At 65.1% G+C, this 19907-nt stretch carries 17 protein-coding genes; 12 read left to right on the top strand and 5 right to left on the bottom strand.

All coding sequences use genetic code 11. The annotated features are described in order from the left end of the window. Positions 1-23 precede the first annotated feature (23 nt). The 12 genes from cmk to BM125_RS03465 all read left to right on the top strand — a co-directional run bounded on the left by cmk (position 24) and on the right by BM125_RS03465 (position 12510). Positions 24-701: a (d)CMP kinase gene (gene cmk / locus BM125_RS03520; protein ID WP_092404934.1), complete on the top strand. Its 678-nt coding sequence runs from the start codon at positions 24-26 to the stop codon at positions 699-701. A gap of 151 nt (positions 702-852) precedes the next feature. Then, positions 853-2547 (top strand): 30S ribosomal protein S1, encoded by a 1695-nt coding sequence (gene rpsA, locus BM125_RS03515; protein ID WP_281243922.1) that lies wholly within the window; start codon positions 853-855, stop codon positions 2545-2547. A 100-nt stretch (positions 2548-2647) separates the two neighbouring features. Further along, on the top strand, positions 2648-2959 hold the full coding sequence (locus BM125_RS03510; RefSeq protein ID WP_092404932.1) for an integration host factor subunit beta: 312 nt from the start codon (positions 2648-2650) through the stop codon (positions 2957-2959). Positions 2960-3006: 47 nt separating this feature from the next. Continuing rightward, positions 3007-3303, top strand: coding sequence for a lipopolysaccharide assembly protein LapA domain-containing protein (locus tag BM125_RS03505; protein WP_092404930.1), 297 nt, complete (start codon positions 3007-3009; stop codon positions 3301-3303). Continuing rightward, the gene (gene lapB, locus BM125_RS03500) at positions 3300-4472 is read left to right on the top strand and encodes a lipopolysaccharide assembly protein LapB (RefSeq protein ID WP_092404928.1); all 1173 of its coding nucleotides are present in this window, start codon (positions 3300-3302) and stop codon (positions 4470-4472) included. The genes BM125_RS03505 and lapB overlap by 4 nt, the downstream gene beginning before the upstream one ends. Before the next feature lie 7 nt (positions 4473-4479). Beyond that, positions 4480-5589 (top strand): MraY family glycosyltransferase, encoded by a 1110-nt coding sequence (locus BM125_RS03495; RefSeq protein WP_092404926.1) that lies wholly within the window; start codon positions 4480-4482, stop codon positions 5587-5589. Beyond that, positions 5586-7472 (top strand): nucleoside-diphosphate sugar epimerase/dehydratase, encoded by a 1887-nt coding sequence (locus tag BM125_RS03490; RefSeq protein WP_092404924.1) that lies wholly within the window; start codon positions 5586-5588, stop codon positions 7470-7472. The genes BM125_RS03495 and BM125_RS03490 overlap by 4 nt, the downstream gene beginning before the upstream one ends. A gap of 21 nt (positions 7473-7493) precedes the next feature. Next, positions 7494-8387: a UTP--glucose-1-phosphate uridylyltransferase GalU gene (galU, locus tag BM125_RS03485; RefSeq protein WP_092404922.1), complete on the top strand. Its 894-nt coding sequence runs from the start codon at positions 7494-7496 to the stop codon at positions 8385-8387. After that, entirely contained in the window at positions 8384-8899 is a 516-nt protein-coding gene (locus BM125_RS03480; RefSeq protein ID WP_092404920.1) for a hypothetical protein, read from the top strand. Before galU ends, BM125_RS03480 begins: the two co-directional genes overlap by 4 nt. Then, positions 8889-10055: a trans-sulfuration enzyme family protein gene (locus BM125_RS03475; protein WP_092404918.1), complete on the top strand. Its 1167-nt coding sequence runs from the start codon at positions 8889-8891 to the stop codon at positions 10053-10055. The genes BM125_RS03480 and BM125_RS03475 overlap by 11 nt, the downstream gene beginning before the upstream one ends. A 30-nt stretch (positions 10056-10085) precedes the next feature. Beyond that, entirely contained in the window at positions 10086-11408 is a 1323-nt protein-coding gene (locus tag BM125_RS03470) for an FAD-dependent oxidoreductase (RefSeq protein WP_092404916.1), read from the top strand. Next, complete coding sequence (locus tag BM125_RS03465; RefSeq protein ID WP_092404914.1) at positions 11386-12510, top strand: pyridoxal-phosphate-dependent aminotransferase family protein; 1125 nt, start codon at positions 11386-11388, stop codon at positions 12508-12510. The genes BM125_RS03470 and BM125_RS03465 overlap by 23 nt, the downstream gene beginning before the upstream one ends. A 55-nt stretch (positions 12511-12565) precedes the next feature. Here the strand turns inward: BM125_RS03465 and BM125_RS03460 are convergent, their stop codons facing one another. From BM125_RS03460 to BM125_RS03440, 5 genes are all read right to left on the bottom strand, one after another. Beyond that, on the bottom strand, positions 12566-12844 hold the full coding sequence (locus tag BM125_RS03460; protein WP_092404912.1) for a DUF1161 domain-containing protein: 279 nt from the start codon (positions 12842-12844) through the stop codon (positions 12566-12568). Positions 12845-13016: 172 nt separating this feature from the next. Beyond that, entirely contained in the window at positions 13017-16403 is a 3387-nt protein-coding gene (locus tag BM125_RS03455; RefSeq protein WP_092404910.1) for an error-prone DNA polymerase, read from the bottom strand. Next, positions 16391-17851, bottom strand: a complete 1461-nt coding sequence (locus BM125_RS03450; protein WP_092404908.1) for a Y-family DNA polymerase — start codon at positions 17849-17851, stop codon at positions 16391-16393. Before BM125_RS03450 ends, BM125_RS03455 begins: the two co-directional genes overlap by 13 nt. 94 nt (positions 17852-17945) lie before the next feature. Further along, positions 17946-18419 carry a hypothetical protein gene (locus BM125_RS03445; protein WP_092404906.1) on the bottom strand — a complete coding sequence of 158 codons (474 nt, stop codon included), beginning with the start codon at positions 18417-18419 and terminating at the stop codon, positions 17946-17948. A 175-nt stretch (positions 18420-18594) separates the two neighbouring features. Further along, a complete protein-coding gene (locus BM125_RS03440; RefSeq protein WP_092404904.1) occupies positions 18595-19797 on the bottom strand; it encodes an AI-2E family transporter in 1203 nt (400 codons plus the stop codon). Between the last annotated feature and the right edge of the window lie 110 nt (positions 19798-19907).

Genomic DNA, 19907 nt, shown 5'->3' with positions numbered 1-19907 from the left:
TTCGTTCCCAGCCGCAGGTCCCCATGTCGAACTCCGCGCCGGTCCTGACCATCGATGGCCCTTCCGGCTCCGGCAAGGGCACGATCAGCCGCCTGGTGGCCGAACGCCTGGGGTGGCATCTGCTTGACTCGGGCGCGCTGTACCGGGCAGTGGGCTACGCGGCTGGGGCCGAGGGGCTCGATCTCTCCGACACCGAGGCGGTCACGCGCTGCGCGCAGACCACGAAGATCCGCTTCCGCGACCCCGGCGACGGCGGCGAGACCCGGGTCATCGTCAACGGCCACGACGCCACCGACGAACTGCGCACCGAAACGGCCGGTGCCGCCGCCTCGGCGATTGCCGCCATTCCGGGCGTTCGCAGCGCCCTTTTCGAGAAACAGCGCGATTTCCGCAGGAATCCCGGACTGGTCGCCGACGGCCGCGACATGGGCACCGTGATCTTCCCGGATGCCCGCTACAAGGTGTTCCTCACCGCGAGTGCCGATGAGCGGGCGAAAAGGCGCTATAAGCAGTTGAAGAATAAGGGGTTGAATGTTACCCTTGCCGCCCTTTTGCGCGAGATCCAGGCGCGCGACGAGCGTGACGCCGCTCGAACGGTGGCTCCACTCAGGCCGGCGGAAGACGCGCTGACGATCGATACCACGGGTATTTCGGTCGACAGCGTGGTCGCTGCCGTGCTTTCGGTGGTTCGTCCCGCCTGATTGCGTGCAAGAGGGAAAACGGTCCGGTGCCGATGGCGCCGGTAACAGCAACGGCATGTCCTGCATGCCCCCGACAGGTGGGCCGAATCCTTTCCCGTGCGCCACGGTGCCACGTTCGGATTACGGTCTGTTGTCTTCTCTGGATAATCACATGAATGCAAGTGTTGCCGAAACCGCGATGACCGAAAGCTTTGCCGAGATGTTCGAGCAGAGCCAGTCGATCGCCAACCTCAAGCCGGGCTCGATCGTCCTCGGCACCGTTGTCGAAATCCGCTCCGATGTCGTCGTCATCAATGCCGGACTCAAGTCCGAGGGCATTGTGCCGATCGAGCAGTTCCGCAACGAAGAGGGTGAACTGGAAATTGACGTCGGTGACGAGGTCAAGGTTGCCCTCGACTCCATCGAAAACGGATTCGGCGAGACCATGCTCTCGCGCGAAAAGGCCAAGCGCTCGCTGGTCTGGGACGAACTCGAAGAGATCCATTCGAAGAACGAAAGCGTCGTTGGACGCATCTCGGGCAAGGTCAAGGGCGGCTTCACGGTCGACATCAAGGATGTCCGCGCGTTCCTGCCTGGTTCGCTGGTCGACGTGCGCCCGGTGCGCGATCCTTCCTACCTGGAAGGCAAGGAACTCGAGTTCAAGATCATCAAGCTCGACCGCAAGCGCAATAACGTCGTGGTTTCGCGCCGCGCCGTGGTTGAAAGCGAATTCAGCGTCGAGCGCGAACAGCTGCTCGATCGCCTGCAGGAAAACGCCGTGGTCAAGGGCGTGGTCAAGAACCTCACCGATTACGGCGCGTTCGTCGACCTCGGCGGTATCGATGGCCTGCTGCACATCACCGACATGGCCTGGAAGCGCGTGCGTCATCCGAGCGAAGTGGTCAACGTCGGCGACGAGCTCGATGTCCGCGTGCTCAAGTTCGATCGCGAGCGCAATCGCGTCAGCCTCGGCCTCAAGCAGCTCGGCGAGGATCCCTGGGTCGCCATCAGCCGCCGTTACCCGAGCGGAACCAAGGCGGTCGGCAAGGTCTCCAACGTCACCGACTACGGTTGCTTTGTCGAACTCGAAGCCGGCGTCGAAGGCCTCGTCCATGTTTCCGAAATGGACTGGACCAACAAGAACGTCAATCCGGCCAAGGTCGTGCAGGTCGGCGATGACGTCGAAGTCATGGTCCTGGACGTCGATGAAGAGCGCCGCCGCATTTCGCTCGGCATCAAGCAGACCCGCGCCAATCCGTGGGAAGCCTTTGCCGCGATCTACAAGAAGAACGACAAGGTCTCCGGCCAGATCAAGTCGATCACCGATTTCGGCATCTTCATCGGTCTCGAAGGCGGCATCGACGGCCTCGTCCACCTGTCCGACATTTCGTGGGCGGCTGCCGGCGAAGATCTCGTGCGCAACTTCAAGAAGGGCGACGACATCGAAGCCGTGGTCCTCGCGGTCGATCCGGAACGCGAGCGCATTTCGCTCGGCATCAAGCAGCTCGAGCAGGATCCGTTCGGCCAGTTCATGGCCAACCATCCGCGCGGCAGCATCCTGACCGGCACGGTCAAGGAAGTCGATGCGCGTGGCGTCACCGTCGATATCGGCGAGGGCATCGAGGGCTACCTGCGCGCCAACGACATCGCCAAGGAGCGCGTCGACGACGCCACCCAGCACTTCAAGGTGGGCGATTCCGTTGAGGCCAAGTTCATCGGCATGGATCGCAAGGGCCGCGTGTTGCAGCTTTCGATCCGGGCCAAGGACGAAGAAGAACTGCAATCGGTGCTCGACGACTACCAGGGCACTACCGGGGCTACCACCCAGCTCGGTGCCTTGCTGAAAGAGAAGTTCAACCGCGAGTGATGCGGAGTGGCCGTTTCGCGCGCGAAGCGGCCATTGATCTGATGGTGCCCACCACCGGGGTGGTGGGCACTTTTTTATCCCGACCAAAGTGCTTTCAGCGATGACCAAATCCGAATTGATCGAAGCGCTGTCCATCCGTCAGCAACATCTCGCCGGCAATGATGTCGAGCTGGCCGTGAAGAGCATGCTCGAACAGATGACGCATTCGCTCGCGCACGGCGAACGCATCGAGATTCGCGGATTCGGGAGCTTTTCGCTGCACTTTCGCCCACCGCGCATGGGCCGCAATCCGAAGACCGGCGACGCGGTCGCCTTGCCCGGCAAACATGTGCCACACTTCAAGCCCGGCAAGGAATTGCGCGAACGGGTGAATGGGGGCATTCGCTCCACTCCCTCCGACAGCAGCCACTGATTGCCTTAGGATCGCCGCACGGCGATCGTCTCCTGGAGAGATTGGCCATGCGACTTGGCGTGGTGGTGTTGATTCTGCTGTCCATCGTTTTTGGCGCCACGTTCGGCGCACTGAACGCCGAACGCATCGCGTTCGATCTCTATGTCACCGAATTCCTGCTGCCGAAGGGTGCCGCGCTGCTGGCGGCCTTGCTGGCTGGCTGGATCCTTGGCGGTCTGCTGGTCTGGGTCCTGCGCGTCCGGCGCTTGCGCACGGAATTGCGCAACTGCAATCGCCTGTTGAGGGAGTCGAGGGCCGAACTGACCGCAATGGTGAACCGCGACAACGCTGCCGGCGACGCATGAGCGAACTTTCCCTGCTTTTCCTGCTGCTTCCGGTAGCGGCCTTTTCCGGCTGGTACGTCGCCCGACGTGGCAGCGAACGGACTTCCGGCGCTCGCGTCAGCGAGTTGTCGAGCAACTATTTCCGTGGCCTGAACTATCTGCTGAACGAACAGCAGGACAAGGCCATCGAGGTCTTCCTCAAGCTGGCGGAATACAACCGCGATACGGTCGAGACACACCTCGCCCTCGGCAACCTGTTCCGGCGCCGTGGCGAGGTCGATCGCGCGATTCGAGTCCACCAGAGCCTGATCGCGCGGCCCAGTCTGACCGACGAGGAAAAGACCGTTGCCTTGCTCGAACTCGGCGAAGACTACATGCGCGCCGGCTTGCTCGATCGGGCTGAAACACTGTTCACCGACCTCGTCACGATGGATGCGCTGGCATCGTCGGCGCTGACCCACCTGGTATCGATCTATCAGCACGAGCGCGACTGGAACAAGGCCATCGACAATGCGACGCGGCTCGAGACGGCGACCGGAGAGTCATGCGGATCGCTGATCGCCCAGTTCCACTGCGAACTGGCCGAGCAGGCACGGGCCCGCCGCGACTGGGATGAAGCGCGGCGATGCCTCGATGCGGCGTTGGCCGCGGAAGACGATTGTGTGCGTGCGAGCATGATCCTCGGTCATATCGAGGCTGCGAACGACAATCTCGACGCGGCCATCGATGCGTTCGAGCATGTGGCCGAACGCGATGTCGACTACGTACCCGAGATACTTTCGCCCCTGCTTGACTGTTATGCCCGGGCCCACCAGATGCAGCGCGCAGAGGAATTCCTGCTGCGCATGACCGAACGCCACCAGGGCGTCTCGCCCGTGCTGGCCCTGGCCAGGTTGTACGCACGCACGAAGGGCGAAAAGGCGGCGGTTGAATTCCTGACACGCCAGTTGCATCAGCGCCCGTCGGTGCGTGCCCTCATGGCCTTGATCGACGCCAATCTGCATACTGCGCAAGGCGAGGCGCGGGAAAGCCTGCTGATCCAGCGCGACCTGACCCGCAAGCTGCTCGAGGGGCAGGCGATGTACCGGTGCACCCGTTGTGGATTCGGTGCCAAGGCTCATCACTGGCAATGTCCGAGCTGCAAGAACTGGAGCACGATCCGGCCCATCCACAGCGTCGTCGGCGAGTAGGGCACGCATGCCGGGTGTTTCCGATGCCGTCTGGTTGCTGTTGGCCCTGGCAACAGCAGTGGTCGCGCTGTTCGGGACCCGCGCAAGCATTCGCTATGCGCTCAAGCGCCGACTGATCGACCAGCCCGGGCATAGGCGATCGCATTCACTGCCGACGCCGCGGGGTGGCGGAATCGCGATCGTGATTGCGGTCGTGTTGTCGATGCTGGCGCTGGTGGAGATTCGGAATGGAGCCGCCGGCATGATCGCTTCGATGCCTCTGCTCGGAGCCATCATCCTGGTCGCAGTGGTTGGCTGGATCGATGATCACCGCGGCCTGGCCCCGGGCTGGCGCCTGCTCGCCCATTGCCTTGCGGCCTTCATCCTCGGCGTGCCGGCGCTCTTGTTGTTGTTTCGCGATCCCGGCTCGAACCCGGCGCTGCCCTGGATCATCGCGGCCGCGCTGTGCTGCGGGCTCGCCCTGGTCGGGTCGATCAACCTGCACAATTTCATGGACGGCATCGACGGATTGCTCGGCGCCCAGGCCCTGTTCGTGTTCTGCGTGCTGGCCTGGATCTGCCACCAGGCCGGCCGTCTCGGCGAAGCCCAGCAGATCGGTCTGTTCGCCGCGGCCACGCTCGGTTTTCTTCCGTTCAATTTTCCGCGTGCACGCATCTTCATGGGTGACGTCGGCAGCGGCGTGCTCGGCCTGTTGATCGCGGTCGCGGTGTTTCGCCAGATGGCCGCGGTACCCACGGCGTTCTGGGCCGGATTCATTGCCTGTTCGGCCTTCGTCGTCGACAGTACGGCGACTTTGCTTTCGAGGGTGCTGAGCGGCCGGCGTTGGTATAGTGCGCACCGCGAACACCTGTACCAGTGGCTGGTCCGCTGCGGCTACAGCCATCCCCAGGTCGTAGGCATGTACATGAGCTGGAATCTTGCAGTCGCCTTGCCGATGATCTACTGGAGCCTGCGGACGCGCGATCCGCTGCCCGCCGGTCTGGCATCGGTGGATGTCCGTTCGAGCTCCGGGAGCTGGGCGCTTGCGCTCACCTATCTCCTGGCCGTGGCATGCTGGGCGGCCGGCAAGCGCTACTGCCTGCGGACAATCCGGACCGTCGGGTCCAGGTCGACATGATCAATCGCATCATCGCAAAGATCCATCCCAGGCTCGCCGTCGTGGTCCACGACCTGACGATGGTCTGGCTTGCCTGGACCGCGATCACGTCGATTCGATGGTCCTTCGAAAGCGCGCGCCCGGAACTTGGTCTGTTCGGGCCCGAAGTGCTGCTCGTACTGGCATCGCAAGGCCTGATTTTCTGGATTACCGGCCTCTACAAGGGGCTATGGCGTTTCGCCAGCCTTCCGGATCTGTGGAACATCCTGCGTGCGGCCACGCTCGGCGCGCTGGCCATCACCGTCACCTTGTTCCTCTACAACCGGCTGGCGACCGTGCCACGCACGGTCCTGCTCGTCTATACGCCGACCCTGGCCTTGCTGCTGGGTTTTCCGCGCCTTGCCTACCGCTACTGGAAGGACAATCGCCTCGATTTCCTGTCACGCTCGCCGGCCATGCGCGTGCTCGTGCTCGGCGCTGGCCGCGCCGGCGACACGCTGGTCCGTGGCCTGGTCCGTGAAAACCGCTACAGGCTGGTCGGCATGCTCGACGACAATCCGCAGATTCGCGGCGCCCGCATCCATGGCGTACCGGTTCTCGGAACGCTCGAGCAGCTGCCGGACCTGGCACGCGAGACTGCTGCCCAGATGCTGCTGATCGCGATGCCGTCGGCAACCAGCGTCCAGATGCAGCGCGTGGTCGGCTTTTGCGAACAGACCGGTCTGCCGTTCCGCACCATGCCGCGGCTTGCCGATGTGGTGGCCGGGCGTTCCAGCTTCGGCGAACTCAAGGAGGTCGCCATCGAGGACCTGCTCGGGCGCGAACAGGTCCAGCTCGACTGGACATCGATCCGCACCGGCATATCCGGCAAGCGCGTTCTCGTTACCGGCGGCGGTGGTTCGATCGGATCGGAGCTTTGCCGCCAGGTCGCCCGTCTCGGAGCGGCCTCGCTGACGATCCTCGAACTCTCCGAATACAACCTTTACCGCATCGAACAGGAATTGCGTCGCGAGTTTCCGGAGCTGCTGCTCGATGCGCGCATCGGCGATTGCGGGGATACCGTGGGATGCGAGCGCGTCTTTTCCCTTGCCAGGCCACAGGTCGTCTTCCACGCCGCGGCCTACAAGCACGTGCCCCTGTTGCAGGAGCAATTGCGCGAGGCATTCCGCAACAACGTGCTCGGGACCCACGCGGTGGCCGAGGCAGCGGACAGGCACGGGGTGGAGTGCTTCGTCCTGATCTCGACCGACAAGGCGGTCAATCCGAGCAGCATCATGGGTGCCTGCAAGCGCGCTGCGGAAATCTATTGCCAGAATTTCGCCGCGCAATCGAGGACCCGCTTCATCACGGTTCGATTCGGCAACGTGCTCGATTCCGCTGGCTCGGTGGTTCCGCTGTTCCGCGAACAGATCAGGGCCGGTGGGCCGGTCACGGTCACCCATCCGGAAATAACGCGCTACTTCATGACCATCCCCGAGGCCTGCCAGTTGATCCTGCAGGCCGCCGTACTCGGCAAGGGCGGCGAGATCTTTGCCCTCGACATGGGCGAGCCGGTCAAGATCGCCTATCTGGCCGAACAGATGATCCTGCTCGCCGGCAAGCAGCCGGGGCGCGACGTGGAGATCGCCTTTACCGGACTGCGGGCCGGCGAAAAGCTGTTCGAGGAGCTGTTTCACCCGCTCGAGAACTACCAGGCGACGACACACGCGAAGATTTTCCTGGCGCAGCCGCGCAGCATGGCCTGGAGCCTGCTGACGATGCTCATGCAGCAGGCCGAGCAGGCCGTGCGGGAATTCGACGAGGTCCTGTTGCGCCGTATTCTCGATCAGCTGCTGCCGGAGTTCGAGGCGCGCGGCAGCGATACCACGGCCACCGTGATTCCATTCTCGGCGCGGCCTTCCTGAACCCTGCTGGAGAGTGATTCGATGAGCAACGGACGATTGCGCAAGGTGGTCTTTCCGGTCGCGGGCCTCGGCACGCGGTTCCTGCCTGCGACCAAGGTCGTGGCCAAGGAGATGTTGCCGGTCCTCGATCGGCCCTTGATCCAGTACGCCGTCGATGAGGCCGTGGATGCCGGCGCGGATACCCTGATTTTCGTCACCAATCGCTACAAGCACGCGATCGCCGACTATTTCGACAAGGCCTACGAACTCGAGAGCAAGTTGGCCAGATCGGGCAAGGACGAACTGCTGGCGCTGGTCCAGGGAACCCTACCCAAGCACGTGCGCTGCGTGTTCGTAACCCAGCCCGAAGCGCTTGGACTCGGCCATGCCGTGCTCTGTGCGAGACCCGTGGTCGGCGACGAGCCGTTCGGTGTGGTCCTCGCCGACGACCTGATCTGGAACGGCAATCCGGGTTCCGGCCGCCCCGGCGCACTGCGCCAGATGAATGAAGTGGCGATGCGCGAAGACGCGGGCGTTCTGGCCGTCGAAGAGGTGCCGCAGGCCGATACCGGGAAATACGGAATCGTCGATGCCGAGCCGATCTCGGAGCGGGCGGCACGGATCCGCCTGGTCGTCGAGAAGCCCAAGCCGGAGGTTGCGCCGTCGAATCTGGCGATCGTCGGCCGCTATGTCCTGCCGGGAAGCATCTTCGGCCTGCTCGAAAAGACCCGGCCCGGAGCCGGTGGTGAAATCCAGCTGACCGACGCGATCGAGGACCTGCTGCACGAGAAGCCCGTCCTCGCCTATCGCTTCGAGGGTACGCGCTTCGATTGCGGCAACAAGCTCGGGTTGGTCAAGGCGACGGTGCACATGGCCCTGAACGATCCGCAGATCGCCGCCGAAACCCGCCGGCACCTGCTCGGGGCGGCGCAGTGATTTTGCGCCTGCTGGCCCTGGCCGGGTGCGTGTTCCTTTGCGCCAAGGCCGGAGCCGCTATGGCTGCGGATCCCTTCGCCACACTCATGAGTCTGAGCGGACATTGGCAGGCAACCGGTGACAGCGGACAGGCCATGCGCCTGGGCTACGCGCCGACCGCACGCGGCTCGGTGCTCGTCGAGACCTGGCAGGAAGGCACGCCCGGCGAAACGATGTCGGTCTTTCATCGCGACCGCGACCGCATCATGGCCACCCACTATTGCGGGCAGGGCAACCAGCCGCGACTCGTGCTGAAGGCCGGCAGCGACGATGATCTGGTATTCGAATACCTTGATGCGACCAATCTCGCCGACGCCGATGCCTCGCATCTGGTCCGGCTTCGCTTCGTGATCCACGACGACGGCAGTCTCGACCGGATCGAGACCTATCGGCATGCGGGCTCGGAGCAGAGCAGTCGTCTACACCTGCAGCGCGTCGATGACCAGGGGCCAGCCAGCGGCCATGGACCTTAGCTACATCCTCAATCATCTCGGCGAAGAGCGCGAGGGCTATCACGGCGCGGTCTCGCCGCCGCTCATGCAGTCGTCGATCTTCGCCTATCCGACCGTAGCAAGGATGCGCACGGGCTTCGCCGATGAGTTCGCAGAGCATCTGTACACGCGCGGCAACAATCCGACCGTGGCCATCCTGCGCAAGAAGATGGCGGCGCTGGAGGGGGCCGAAGACTGCCTGGCTTTCGGCAGCGGCGCGGCGGCCATTTCCGCAGCCGTGTTCGCCAGCATCCGTGCCGGCGATCATGTGGTCTGCGTGGCGCGACCCTACAGCTGGACGCGAAGCCTGTTGCGGGACCTGCTGCCGAAGTTCGGCGTCGCCACGACATTCGTCGATGGCACCGATATCGGCAACTTCGAAGAGGCGATCACGGACGGGACGCGCCTGGTCGTGCTCGAGAGTCCGAACTCGATGACCTACGAGCAACAGGATCTGGCCGCGGTCGCCAGGCTCGCCCGTGGGCGCGGTATCCGTACGCTCTGCGACAACAGTTTCGCCACGCCACTCAATCAGTCTCCGATTGCGCTCGGTATCGACCTCGTCGCGCATTCGGCGACCAAGTACCTGAATGGCCATTCCGATGTCGTCGCCGGCCTGCTGTGCGGCAGCGAAGCGCTGTTGCGGGAGGTCTTCAAGGGGCCCTACATGACCTTTGGAGCGATCCTCTCGCCGCACGACGCGTGGTTGCTGATCCGCGGGTTGCGCACCCTGGCCGTGCGCATGGAACGGGTCGCGGCGACGACGATGCGGGTCCTCGGATTTCTCGAAGCGCACCCGAAGATACGTCGCGTCCACCACCCGCACGCGACCGACAATCCACAACTCGGCCTGACCCGACGCCAGATATCCGGGGCCAGCGGCATGATCACGATCGATCTTGCCACCGATGAGGTCGCCGCGGTCGAGCGCTTTTGCGATGCGCTTCGGCGGTTCCTGATGACGGTGTCGTGGGGTGGCTACGAATCCCTCGCATTTCCGGTCTGCGCCGTCTTTCCCCCCGATGCTCCGCTGCGCGCGACGGCGGGATTGCCACTGAGCCTGGTTCGCCTCTCGATCGGACTTGAAGACGCCGATGTGCTGATCGGGGACCTTGCCCAGGCCCTGGACAAGCTGTGAGGGCAGCGATGCGCCCGGCCGAATCGGCGCATGCATAGGCGACAGGCGGACCGGCTGCACGTCGCCATCGTCGGCTACGGAACGGCAGGGCAGGCCGCGGCGATCCTGTTGTCGCGTGACGGGCACCGTGTCGAAGTCTTCGAACGTTCGCCTTCGCTCGGTCCGGTCGGTGCCGGGGTGCTCCTGCAACCGGTCGGTCTTCGCGTGCTCTGGGAAATGGATCTGCTCGGAACGGCGCTCGTGCACGGCCGCCGCGTCGATCGCCTGTATGGCGAAACGCCGTCGGGTCGATCGGTCATGGACATGCATTATGCGAATCTCGATCCGCGCATGTGCGGACTCGGCATGCAGCGTGGCGCGCTGTTCTCGATCCTGGCCGCCGCACTGGATGCCGAGGTACAGGTCCACTGCGCCCGCCGCATTGTCTCGTGCAGCGATGATGGCCGGCGCATCGTGGACGATACAGGTCGCAACCATGGGCCGTTCGATCTGGTTCTCGGCGCTGACGGATCGGCCTCGCTGCTGCGAGCCGGGGCGGGTCCGCCGAAGCTGGACAGACCCTATCCTTGGGGCGCCTTGTGGTGTCTGCTGGAAGAGGGCGACTGGGCGTTCCCGTGTGAGCTTCGACAGCGCTATGTCATGGCACGCAAGATGGTCGGACTGCTTCCGGTCGGCACGCGCCCGGGTGATCCGACGCCGCGACTGAGCTTCTTCTGGAGCCTTCCGACGGGCCGTTTCGAGGCATGGTCGGCGGCCGGTGTTTCCCCTTGGCTCGATGAAATCCGGGCGCTCTGGCCCGAGCTGCGTGGCTTGCTCGACGGCATCGGCGATGCCGTGCAGCTCAGTCGTGCCAGTTACCGCGACGCCATTCCGCGCCGCTGGCAGCGCAATCGCCTGGCCCTGATCGGCGATGCCGCGCACGCCATGAGTCCGCAGCTGGGGCAGGGCGTGAACATGGCCCTGCTTGACGCGCTCGCGCTGCGCGACGCCCTGCGTGAAGCTCCTTCGGTCGAGCTTGCACTCGCCGGCTACGAGCAGGTGCGCCTGCGCCATGTGCGCGCCTACCAGTTCTGGAGTCGCTGGCTGACCCCGCTGTTCCAGTCCGACCTCGATGCGCTCGGGGCGCTGCGCGATCTCGCGTTTCATCGCCTCGGTCGACTCTGGGGCATGCGCGGCCTGATGTTGCGCGTGCTCTCCGGAACCCAGTTGGGCTGGCTTGGCAAGGTCGCCTTGCCCGAGCCGTTCCTGGGCGTCCTGACGCAAGCCGGCAGACCCGGTCGGGCAGGCTCTCGGTTAGACTCATCGGCTGTCCCGAATCGAAGAGAAGGCGATGGCCAGTTTCCAACCCCCTGACGTCCTCCTGCTTGGCCCCGGTCCATCGCCGGTCTCGCGGCGCGTGCTCAATGCCATGGCGCGACCGACCATCGGCCATCTCGACCCGCGCTTCGTCGGCATGATGGACGAACTGAAGGAGCTGTTGCGTTTTGCCATGCAGACGCGCAACGCGCTGACCGTGCCGATTTCGGCACCGGGCTCGGCCGGCATGGAAGCGGCCTTCGTCAATCTCGTCGAACCGGGCGACACGGTCGTGGTCTGCCAGAACGGTGTCTTCGGCGGCCGCATGCGCGAAAACGTCGTGCGCATCGGGGCCACTCCGGTCATGGTCAATGATGCCTTCGGTACCCCGGTCGACCTCGAAAAGGTCGATGCGGCATTGAAGGCACATCCGGGCACCAAGGCCCTGGCCTTCGTCCACGCCGAAACCTCGACCGGTGTCGAATCGGATGCGCAGGCGCTGTGCCGGCTGGCTCGCGACCACGGCGCGCTCAGCATCGTCGATGCGGTGACCAGCCTCGGCGGCATACCTCTACGTACCGACGCCTGGGGCGCCGATGCGGTCTATTCGGGATCGCAGAAATGCCTGTCGGCACCGCCCGGATTGTCGCCACTGAGCTTCAGCGAAAAAGCCGTGGTCGCCCTGAAGGCGCGAAAGACGCCGGTGCAGAGCTGGTTCCTCGACCTCAGCCTGGTCATGGGTTACTGGCAGGGCAGCGGCGCGCGTGCCTATCACCATACCGCGCCGATCAACATGCTCTATGCGCTGCACGAAGCCTTGTTGATCCTGCAGGAAGAAGGTCTCGATGCGGCCTTTGCGCGGCATCGCGAGAATCATCTGCGCCTCAAGGCCGGACTCGAGTCGATTGGGCTCGAGCTGCTGGTCGCAGAGAAATCGCGACTGCCGCAGCTTAACGCGGTCAAGGTACCGGACGGGGTCGACGAGGCCGCGATCCGCAAGCGCCTGCTCAGCGAATTCGGCATCGAGATCGGCGCCGGCCTCGGTGAGCTGGCCGGCAAGATCTGGCGGATCGGCCTGATGGGAGCCGGAAGCAACCCGCAGAGTGTCGACCGCGTGGTCGAAGCGCTCGCCGTCTGCCTGGCCCGCAAGGCGGCCTGACAGGGGAAGTCCCGGCCAGGATCGGGCCGGGACGATCGATCACCTCCTCGTGGGGTCAGTGAAGGGCGGTGGCAACCTGCCGGGTCGGCGCCGAAGCTGAAGATTCGCCGCGGCGGTAGGCGATGCGCTGTGTGCCGCCGTTGCAGCTGCCGACGATCTTCGCGTCGGACTCCGTGTCGGCGGCGATGACTTCGAGCGAATAGGCGCGCACGCCGTTGTGTTCGATCCTGGCGGCGATTTCGGATTTCAGTTCGTCGCAGGGCTTGCGCAACGAGGTGCCTTCGGCGTTGGCCAGGCAGGGGATGATCAGGGCAAGCGTCAACAGGAATTTCATCGCGGGTACTCGTGGGTTTCCGGGGAAGGGGGCCGGCTCGTTGTCCTGCTTGCCGGTTGATGCAGAGAATCGGCTTGCCGGGTGGCCTGGTCCGGTTCCGTTTCTGGCTTTATGCGGGCACGGGGTAGCGGCACGCCGATGTGTGCGATGCGCTCCGCGCATCGCCGTATGATCAATGGAAATCACGCGACTGCGCGCCGAGTTCGGGCAGCAGGGCATCGAGATTGAGCAGGCGGTGGGCGATCACGTGCTGCACGCCTTCGCTCGATTGCAGTTCGCCTTCGACCCCGAGTACGGCGCTTTCGATCAGCACGCGGCGCTGGCTGCTGGCCAGGGCCGCCCAGACGATGATGTTGAGGATGCCGGTCTCGTCCTCGAGGGTGACGAAGGTGACACCCTTGGCCGTGCCGGGACGCTGGCGTACGGTGACCAGGCCGGCACAACGCACGCGGCGGCCGTTGCGGCTGCCGAGCACATCGCGGGCGCGCAGCATGCGTCGCGCGTCGAGGGCGTCGCGGACCAGGGCCAGCGGATGCCGGCGCAGGGTGAAGCCCTGGCTTGCATAGTCGCTCATCACGTCCGCACGCAAGGATGGTGCAGTCAACTGGATGGACTCCTCGTTCAAGGGCGCATCGGCGATCACGGCGATCGGCGGCTCGACGCCGGCACTGTCCCAGCGCGCCTGGTGGCGATGACCGCTGAGGCTGCGCAGCGCGTCGGCATCGGCCAGGCGCGCGCGTTCGCCCGCATTCAGGCCGGCGCGATGGACGAGATCGGCGATGTCGCGGAATGCCTGCGTATTGCGTGCTTCGACGATGCGTCGTGCGGTCGCTTCGGAAAGGCCCGAGATGCGCGAGAAGCCGAGACGCAGGGCATGCGCCCGCCCGGATCGGGTTTCGGTCGAGTCTTCGAGCGTGCAATCCCACATGCTGATGGTCACGTCGACCGGCAGCACGCGCACGCCATGGCGCTGCGCATCGCGGATCAGTTGCGCGGGGCCGTAGAAACCCATCGGCAGCGAATTGAGCAGGGCGCAGGTGAAGGCGGCCGGGTAATGGCACTTGAGCCAGGACGAGGCATAGGCGAGCAGGGCGAAACTGGCCGAATGTGATTCGGGGAAACCGTAATCGCCGAAGCCCTTGATCTGCTCGAAGATGCGTTCGAAATAGCTCTCCTCGTAACCGAGCCCGAGCATGCCGTCGCGAATGCGCTCGCGGAACGGTTCGAGGCCGCCCTTGCGCTTCCAGGCCGCCATGGCGCGGCGCAGTTCGTCGGCCTGGCCGGGGGTGAAGCCGGCCACGACTTCGACCAGCTTCATGACCTGCTCCTGGAAGATCGGCACGCCGAGCGTGCGTTCGAGCACGACCCTGACCCGCGACTCGCCCTTGCCGGTCGCGCGTTCGCTGGCCGATTGCGGATAGTCGATCGCCTCGAGGTTCTGCCGCCGGCGCAGGTAGGGATGCACCATGCCGCCCTGGATCGGACCGGGGCGCACGATCGCGACCTGGACGACGAGGTCGTAGAACACCGCCGGACGCAGGCGCGGCAGCATCGACATCTGCGCCCGCGATTCGATCTGGAACACGCCGACGGTATCCGCCGCGCGGATCATCGCGTAGGTGTCCGCGTCGTCCTGCGGCACCGTGGCCAGCTCCAGATCCCTCCCTTCGTGCCGGCGCACGAGATCGAAGCATTTGCGCAGGCAGGTCAGCATGCCGAGCGCGAGGCAATCGACCTTGAGCAGCTTGAGCGATTCGAGGTCGTCCTTGTCCCACTGGATGATCGTTCGATCGGCCATCGCCGCGTTCTCGACCGGGACCAGGGTGTGCAGCGGATGCTCGGAAATGACGAAGCCGCCGACATGCTGGGACAAATGGCGCGGAAAACCGCGCAACTGGGCGACCAGGCCGACCACGCGGCGCATGACCGGCGCCTGTGGATCGAAGCCGCGTTCGCGCAGGGACTCGGCGATCGGCAGGTCCTCGCTGGTATGCGCATAGGCCTGGCTGAGCTGGTCGAGCTGGTCTTCGGCCAGGCCGAGCACGCGACCGATGTCGCGCGCCGCGCTCTTGCCGCGGTAGCGGATCACCGTGGCTGCCAGCGCCGCGCGCGTGCGGCCGTACTTGTTGAACACGTACTGGATCACTTCCTCGCGCCGTTCGTGCTCGAAATCGACGTCGATGTCGGGCGGCTCGTCGCGCTCGATCGAGAGGAAGCGCTCGAACAGCAGGTTGCCGTGTTCGGGATCGACCGCGGTGATGCCGAGGCAGTAGCAGACCGCCGAGTTGGCCGACGAGCCGCGGCCCTGGCAGAGGATCGGCGGACGCTGCGCACGCGCCCAGCGCACGATGTCCTCGACGGTCAGGAAGAAATGCTCGTAGCCGAGCCGTTCGATCAGTACGAACTCGTGCTCGAGCTGGCGGCTGACGCTCGCGGGAATGCCCTGCGGCCAGCGCCGGCATGCGCCGGCCAGGGTCAGCGCGCGCAGATGATCGATGGCGCGCATGCCCTGCGGCACGAGCTCGTGCGGGTAGACGTAGTGGATCCTGCGCAGGTTGAAGCGGCAACGCGCGGCGACATGGGCGGTTTCCTCGATCAGCGCGGGCGGATAGATCGAGACCAGGTCCTCGATCCGGCGCAGATGGCGCTCGCCGTTCGGGAACAGCGCATGGCCGGCTTCGGCGACCGTGCAGCCGAGTCGGATCGCGGTCAGCGCATCCTGCAGGGCGCGCCGGCCACGCACGTGCATGTGCACGTCGCCGCTGGCGACCAGGGGTAGCCCGTGGCGCTGGCCGAGTGCCTGCAGGCGGGCGAGGGCGCCGGCATCGTCGGATCCGCGATGCAGTTCGACCGCGATCCAACTGCGGCCGCCGAAGTGCCCGGCGATCCATGCGGCGGTCGCGTCCGCAGGGTCATGGTCATCTCGTGCAGGCGCCAGCACACGCCCAGTCCCTTCTTCCCCCGCTTGCGGGAGCACACACTTCCCTTTCCCTTCTCCCGCTTGCGGGAGCACACACTTCATTTTCCCTTCTCCCGCTTGCGGGAGAAGGTGCCGACAGGCGGATGAGGGAGTCCAGGCAGAGCGCAGTGCATGGATCTTGCGCGCATCCTGCGCAGGCCTATCCACGACACACGCCTTCTGGCTGCTCGCGCCGACAGCAAGGCCCGCCGGCGCCCACAGCACCAGTACATCCTCATGCAAGGACTCGAGATCGGCCCGACCCAGCTGATACTCGCCCTTGGCACTGCGCCGGCGTCCCAGCGTGATGATCCGGCAGAGTTCCGCATAGGCCGCCTGCGTGCTCGCCAGCAGGACCAGCTTCGGCCCGTCGTCGAGGTTTATCTCGGTGCCGACGATCAGTGGCACGCCACTCGCTTCGGAGGCTTCCAGAGCACGCACGATGCCGGCCAGCGAACACTCGTCGGTGATCGCGAGCGCGTCGTAGCCGAGATCTGCCGCGCGTTCGAACAATTCGTCGGCACTCGAGGCGCCACGCTGGAAACTGAAGTTGCTCAGCGCGTGCAGTTCGGCGTAGCGGGGCGGGTTCAGGCAAACCATCCCTGCAGCATCCAGTGGGCGGTCTCATCCCGCGCGACATAGGCCCAGGCACGCTGGCCAGCACGCGTCTGCACGACGTAATAGTCATGGCGGCGGTCCTCGCCATCCCACCAGCCGCTCTCGATGCGTTCGGGTCCGGCGAGGATGCGCAGCGGATCCGGACGCAGCGGAATGGCCTTGCGCAACAGCCACAGCGGACGTGGAGGCACGCCACGCAAGCCGCTCATCGCCGTGCGGAATGCTTTCCGGCTCATCGTCTCACGCAGCGCCGCCTTGCCGAGCGCCTGCCAGCGCCAGGCCCGCTCAGGCCGATGGTCGGCCACTTCGAGAAAGCAGCCGACCGCCTGGTCGCCCAGGCGCGCGCGCAGGCGCTCGATCAGCACCGGCCATTCCAGGGTCTCGCGCGGATTCGTATCGAACAGATCCTCGTGCAGCGGGCGCAGGGCGGGCAGGTCGTCGGCCATCACGTTGAGGGCCTGCACCGGTGCGACCAGGGCGACGCGTTCGAGACGGGCGTGGGCCAGTTCGAGCAGCATGGCCGGGTCGCGTTGGGCTTCGAGCAGGCCGACCGTGATCCGCGTGGTCGCCTGATGCTCGTGTTCGAGGATCAGCTCGAACGACTGCACGCCACCATCGCGTGCGACGAGGAAGCGGCCGAGGTCGCGCAGCATGCGTTGCAGCGGAAACAGCAGCGCCTGCACGCTGTCGATGCAGTAGTCGAATTCGAGCCGGCGCGCATAGCGGGTCGGCGGCTGGTAGCTGACCAAGGCCTCGGGCACGAGGCCACGCATACGGTCGAGATGGTCGAGGGCCTGCGGACCGATACGCCGGGTCAGCTCGATGCGCGGCAAGGCAAAAAGCGGGCCGAGACGGGTCAGGCCCATTGCTATCAAATTACTTGATGTTTTTCTCTCAAGTCCGCAATTTTCAACAGGAATATTGCCAAGAATATTGATCAGCTGCGCGTGCGTGGTGAGCGCGATGCCATCGTGCAAGCCGGCCAGAACACGCGCGCCGGCCGCCACCGGCGCAGCGACCAGGCGATAGGCCAGGTTCCAGCCATCGAAATCCTCGCGCAGGCGACGTTCCAGAGCCGGCCAACCACCGAACAGGTCGAGGCTGGCACCGATCTCGACCAGCAGCGCGCGCGGCCTGGCCAGGCTCAGTTCGCCACTGTAGCGATAGGCCGTATCGGCCAGCAGGGTCAGCAGATGCTGTTCGGCTTCGCCATCCCGCCGCCAGCCCGGCAGGCCGGGCTGCAGGGCGCGCGCGGCCGCCAGCGACTGGCCGGGATGCACCCCGGCGGCGCGCGCGGCCGCATTGCTCAAGACGATGCGCGGACTGCGCAGCGGGCCATCGACCAGGGCGGCCGGCACCTCGCGCGGGCAGTCCGGCGGGCGCACGGCATCGAGCGGCAGTTCGGGGAAATACAGGCAGGCCCAGCGCATGGAACGGTCCGGCGAAAATCGATGTACGTATCTTAGTACGTATTCCAGAAACCGTCGTGGGGGTTTCGCCCACGGGCCGCTCGGCGACGCCGGATCAATCGATCCGGTAAACGCGCGCCTTCGGCATGTCCTCGACGACCTGCAGGAACCAGCGTCCGGCGATGCCCGGAACGAGCTTGATCCCCGGCTCATGCAGGGTCTCGCGCAGTTTCACGCTGCCCTTGAGCACTTTCCATTGCTGGCCATTCTCGAGTTCGAAGACGGTGCCGGGTTGCCAGCCATCCAGCGATCCCTTCAGGTGGCTGCTGATCGGGCCTTCATCGAGGCCGGCGAGGAATTTCGGCGACTGCTCGTGCGCCGACTCGGCAACCGCGGCCTCGACCGCCTTCACCGACTCCTCGCGCAACAGTCGGTTGAGCAATTCCAGTTGCTGCGCGGAAAGGGTATCGAGTCCGGTGGCATGGAGCTGCTCGGCATCGAGCCTCTGCTCGATATCCACGTAGGCCTGCTCGGCCAGCACGGTGGACGAGAGCAGGAGCAAGCCGGCAAGCGGAAGTCCCAGGCGCATGTTCAAGGGGGCAGTCCTCGCATCTGGCGGCGCGCATGCGATGACGGCGCCGGTACGCAGCGGAGTCTGTGTCAGCGGGATTGCAATGATATGACAGCCGCCAGGGTGCCCTCGGAGAACTCCGGAACATCCATGATTTCCGGGCAAAACAGTTATGAAATCAGATTCTTGAAGGTCACTTCTCAAGCATTACCGCCCAACCCTGCAGACCCTCGACACGACTGCAGACGATCTTCACGCAGACCAGCATCGGCACCGCCAGCAGCAGGCCGAGGATGCCCCACATCCAGCCCCAGATCATCAGCCAGAGGATGATCGCCAGTGGATTGAGATTGATCGTGCGGCCCAGCGCGAGCGGCGTGGCCAGCTGGCTTTCGAGCAGGTGCAGGCCAAGGTAGCCGGCGGCCGGCAAGGCCGCCGCGCCGAGGCTGGGAAACTGCGAAAGACCGACCAGGGCGAGCAGGGCGGCCATGATCAGCGGTCCGACGTAGGGGGTCAGGTTGAGCAGGGCGGCCAACGCACCCCACAGCAGCGGTGAATCGACGCCGAGCCCCCAGAGTAAGCCGCTGGTCGCGCAGCCCAGCGCGATGCTGGTCGAACAGACGGTCAGGAAATAGCGCGACAGGTCGTTCTGGATCGAACGCACGATGTCGACCGTGATGCGTTTCTTCTCCCAGGTCGAGCGCATCATCAGGGTACGGCGCAGCAAGCTGTCGCCGTAGAGCAGGAAAAAATAGGTCAGCAGGACGACGGCCAGCACGCTTGCGAGTACCCGTGGTGTCGTCGTCAGCAGACTCGGACGGGGCTGCGCCTGGACCACGACCTGCTGCTTGCCGGGTTTGCCCTCGCCGGCAATCTCGCTCAGCGACTCGCCCATCTTGTTGGCCTCGGCAATCGGTCGCATCAGCGACCTGAGCTTCGGTGTGGCACTGCGCAGGACCTGGGGCGCACGCCCGACCCATTCGGCAGCTGGAGCATAGAGCGCGTTGCCGATGCCTACCAGGGTCGCCATGGTCAGTGAAATGAGCAGCAGGGCGGCGATCCAGCGCGGCAGCCAACCACTGGCCAGGCGCTTCATCATGGGGCTCAGCAATAGCGCAAAGAACGCCGCAAGCAGGATGGGCAGGATCAATTCGGCGGCGAAATAACAGGTGTAGAGACCACCGGCGACGACCAGGACGGCGAGCAGTCGATGAATGCCGGCGTTGACCTCGAGCAGGGACTCGCGAACGGCCCGATTGAGCACGCGATTCACGGGTGTTGCTTCGCTCTGCGCATCCTCGACCGGGGTCTCGATGGTCGCTGCAGGCTTGTCGACCGACTGCGCGGGCTGTTCGGTCCGGTCAGTCGGATCGACGAGCTTTTCGTCTGCTGTCATGGAATTACCCCCAGGAGCACTCTGGCCATTCTGCACGCGTTCCCGGGCGGATGCGGTGAACCGCGAACCTGCGTTTAGCCGGCGTTCCCGAACCGCTGCAGGGCTGGACG

It is taken from the genome of Dokdonella immobilis (genome assembly GCF_900115085.1).
Taxonomy (GTDB): Bacteria; Pseudomonadota; Gammaproteobacteria; order Xanthomonadales; family Rhodanobacteraceae; genus Dokdonella; species Dokdonella immobilis.
Note: the sequence above shows the minus strand (reverse complement) of the source record. Positions and strands in the feature narration are given on the sequence as shown.

What these genes read in the sequence shown, in the direction of transcription:
- cmk (WP_092404934.1), top strand. Translation starts at nt 24, where the DNA reads ATGTCGAACTCCGCGCCGGTCCTGACCATCGATGGCCCTTCCGGCTCC.
- rpsA (WP_281243922.1), top strand. Translation starts at nt 853, where the DNA reads ATGAATGCAAGTGTTGCCGAAACCGCGATGACCGAAAGCTTTGCCGAG.
- BM125_RS03510 (WP_092404932.1), top strand. Translation starts at nt 2,648, where the DNA reads ATGACCAAATCCGAATTGATCGAAGCGCTGTCCATCCGTCAGCAACAT.
- BM125_RS03505 (WP_092404930.1), top strand. Translation starts at nt 3,007, where the DNA reads ATGCGACTTGGCGTGGTGGTGTTGATTCTGCTGTCCATCGTTTTTGGC.
- lapB (WP_092404928.1), top strand. Translation starts at nt 3,300, where the DNA reads ATGAGCGAACTTTCCCTGCTTTTCCTGCTGCTTCCGGTAGCGGCCTTT.
- BM125_RS03495 (WP_092404926.1), top strand. Translation starts at nt 4,480, where the DNA reads ATGCCGGGTGTTTCCGATGCCGTCTGGTTGCTGTTGGCCCTGGCAACA.
- BM125_RS03490 (WP_092404924.1), top strand. Translation starts at nt 5,586, where the DNA reads ATGATCAATCGCATCATCGCAAAGATCCATCCCAGGCTCGCCGTCGTG.
- galU (WP_092404922.1), top strand. Translation starts at nt 7,494, where the DNA reads ATGAGCAACGGACGATTGCGCAAGGTGGTCTTTCCGGTCGCGGGCCTC.
- BM125_RS03475 (WP_092404918.1), top strand. Translation starts at nt 8,889, where the DNA reads ATGGACCTTAGCTACATCCTCAATCATCTCGGCGAAGAGCGCGAGGGC.
- BM125_RS03470 (WP_092404916.1), top strand. Translation starts at nt 10,086, where the DNA reads ATGCATAGGCGACAGGCGGACCGGCTGCACGTCGCCATCGTCGGCTAC.
- BM125_RS03465 (WP_092404914.1), top strand. Translation starts at nt 11,386, where the DNA reads ATGGCCAGTTTCCAACCCCCTGACGTCCTCCTGCTTGGCCCCGGTCCA.
- BM125_RS03460 (WP_092404912.1), bottom strand. Translation starts at nt 12,844, where the DNA reads ATGAAATTCCTGTTGACGCTTGCCCTGATCATCCCCTGCCTGGCCAAC.
- BM125_RS03455 (WP_092404910.1), bottom strand. Translation starts at nt 16,403, where the DNA reads ATGGTTTGCCTGAACCCGCCCCGCTACGCCGAACTGCACGCGCTGAGC.
- BM125_RS03450 (WP_092404908.1), bottom strand. Translation starts at nt 17,851, where the DNA reads ATGCGCTGGGCCTGCCTGTATTTCCCCGAACTGCCGCTCGATGCCGTG.
- BM125_RS03445 (WP_092404906.1), bottom strand. Translation starts at nt 18,419, where the DNA reads ATGCGCCTGGGACTTCCGCTTGCCGGCTTGCTCCTGCTCTCGTCCACC.
- BM125_RS03440 (WP_092404904.1), bottom strand. Translation starts at nt 19,797, where the DNA reads ATGACAGCAGACGAAAAGCTCGTCGATCCGACTGACCGGACCGAACAG.